We start from the raw sequence: 2,519 nt of genomic DNA on the forward strand, positions 1-2,519 counted from the left end.
GAAGAAAAAATGATTTTTCTGTAATCTATACTCGATGATCCAGTTTTTCGTCAAATCGCATAACTATAGGAGGCTAAATTTCATGATTTGGAACCAGATCTCCCACGGCGATTCGATAACAAATTGATATTATTGAATTTTAAAAATCGTGCCAGTAAATATTCGGGTTAGTCATTTTTAAGTTGATTTGAGTAAAGTCCTAAAATTCTGGTCCAGAGGATAAACCCAAACATCTTTGATGGGAACAATCACCGTCCCTTTCTTTGGGTTAGCACCTAATTTACCCCGCCCTTTAGTTTCTCCAACAATTTGCCAGTTTGCGGCTTTATAACAGGTCCCTGCGAAACGATCTTTTTGAACAAACGTCTCAAGCAGCACAGGCCGGATATTATACTTGTTGTGCCAATCATCCGGGAGTCGGTGTGTGATTAATGAGAGAACTTTGGATGCCAAATTTTTTGATTGAATCCATGGCAAAATAAGGAATCTGGCATTATTCACAATCAAATGCAAATTTGCCTTTCTTTGATCATGAGTCCATCCAATAAACTGATCTCTTGGTGCGGTTTGCCATGCCGCTGCACCGAACCCTGCCAGGGCAACGATCTGTTCGCCGGCAGTAATGAAATATCGAAGTTGGGCACCTGGCAACGGCTTATGCCCAAGATAATGATACCTTTCGATGTATTCATTCCACAAACCAGATGTCGCTTTGGTAACGATCTGCAAATTAAGTTCCGGCAAACGATGAACCGGACAGACAACCCGGCTTTGCGGATCCGTAGCTGACGTTAATTTAATGCGTCGGTCACGCTTTGTTTTTTGAGTAGAGGGCGGCAGGCATATCACCCCATCCTTTTCCATCTTCAGCATAGCAACACGGCACGACATATCTTTGGTTTTTCCATCCGGTTTGAACCATTGGAGAATCCGGCACACCTCTATTGAAAGTCGCGTTCGGTTGAACTGGGGATTGTTTTTTATGAGAGCCCTGATCTGTGTTATTTCTGTTGGGGTAAAATCCCGGCCACAGTATCGGATCATGAGGTATCTATCGGTTTTGACAATTTCTCCAGGCGGGCCTTATCCATTTCCCAGGGAAGAAACCGTGATAATTGTTCAGGTGCTTTCCCATGGTTTAGAGCGCAGGCATTAAGGTACGAATTTAACCAGTGGTGACAGTTCAGTCCCCACAACTCCAAGGTTTTAAAAAGTGAAAACATCATTGCTGCCAGTTGAGCGCTCCATACACTTGCTGAACCATAAAAATTTCTACGACCTGTTACTGGATTCCGAATGGCATTTTCACCTTTATTATTATCCATGGGGACTTCCGGATGTTGAACAAACACACTCAATCCATCCCAATGGTTTTTCAGGCTTTTCAAAATTTTGTATTTAGCATTGGATAACAGGGTGGAATTAGGGTCATCGGGATTGTGTGATTCTATAAATGCATCTCGGTCCTGCGTCATTTCATTCATCTTGTTAATCACAGATTCATGTCGCTTTTTGAATGATTCCGACTGCCATTGCACAGGTAATGCTTTATCAAAGGCTGCACAACGCAGGTTGTTTATATGATACAGCTGTGCGATTTTCTCAATCCAGCAAAACGCGCATTCTTCCAATTCCGGATACTTCCTGGCTGCATCCAGGAAATCACGGCGGACGTGTGCCCAACAAAAGGCCAGAATAATGAAAGGCATTTTGTTAGCCAGTGATTTATAGGCGCTGTATCGGTCGCAGACAACAATGATTTTACCTTTCCGGGTATTTTCAAAATATGATATCGGAATATCTGCACCTCGTCCCGGCGCAATCAGGAAATAGACAACGGATTCAGAACGACTGACCCATAACCACCATTTATTTCCGATTTTACCTTCAATTTCTTCAAAAACCTTCCAGCTGCTTTCATCTTGATGGAATCTGTCTTCGGTCATTTGTTGAAGGTAAAGCCTGTTGCAGATGGGTTCAAATAATTCTTTGAGATTGTTCAAGCCGCCTGAAATTGTACCGGCTGAAATGGGTAAATCAAGCTCCTCATAATGATTTAAAAGACGATTGGTCGGCTGGCAATAATGAAATTTGTTCAACAAAACGTCTGCCCAGATTGAAATTCCGTATGGGCTTTTTGGCATCAGCTTTGGAGGCATTGGTGCAGTAATCGTTTGAGGCACCCCTTTGCACGAGCATATTTTTGTTCCTGTCTGACGGACAATTCTCCTTGTGTAGGCTTTGACGTCAACCTCAATAATTTGGGTTTCAGGCCCTGAACTCCCATCAAGTGTATAGGGCAACCCGCAACAAGGGCATACTGGATTTTGGGGAAAACAAGCTTGTTCGTATACTACAGGAAGATCAGGACGCTCTGTCAGGCCGTGACCTTCACTTCCAGGTTGTTGACCACGAGGCCTTTTGTTTTCATTTGATTTTGGATTGGCTTTTTCTGTTTTTGAAGGTTCTCTTTTCGGTTTTTTTCCCAAATTAATCGGTTTTTCAGTATCCCGGATTTG

At 42.8% G+C, this 2,519-nt stretch carries 2 protein-coding genes; both read right to left on the bottom strand.

Going from position 1 to position 2,519, the window contains the following annotated elements:
* Window positions 1-177 precede the first annotated feature (177 nt).
* Complete coding sequence (locus DESPODRAFT_RS10320) at window positions 178-1,044, bottom strand: DUF4338 domain-containing protein (protein WP_004073359.1); 867 nt, start codon at window positions 1,042-1,044, stop codon at window positions 178-180.
* Window positions 1,041-2,519 (bottom strand): IS66 family transposase (gene tnpC, locus DESPODRAFT_RS10325; RefSeq protein WP_004073360.1); only part of this gene is annotated, 1,479 nt, incomplete at its 5' end. The genes DESPODRAFT_RS10320 and tnpC, both read right to left, overlap by 4 nt.

It is taken from the genome of Desulfobacter postgatei 2ac9 (assembly GCF_000233695.2).
Classification (GTDB): domain Bacteria; phylum Desulfobacterota; class Desulfobacteria; order Desulfobacterales; family Desulfobacteraceae; genus Desulfobacter; species Desulfobacter postgatei.

Coding starts and splice junctions, on each gene's coding strand:
- DESPODRAFT_RS10320 (WP_004073359.1), bottom strand. CDS start 1,044: ATGATCCGATACTGTGGCCGGGATTTTACCCCAACAGAAATAACACAG.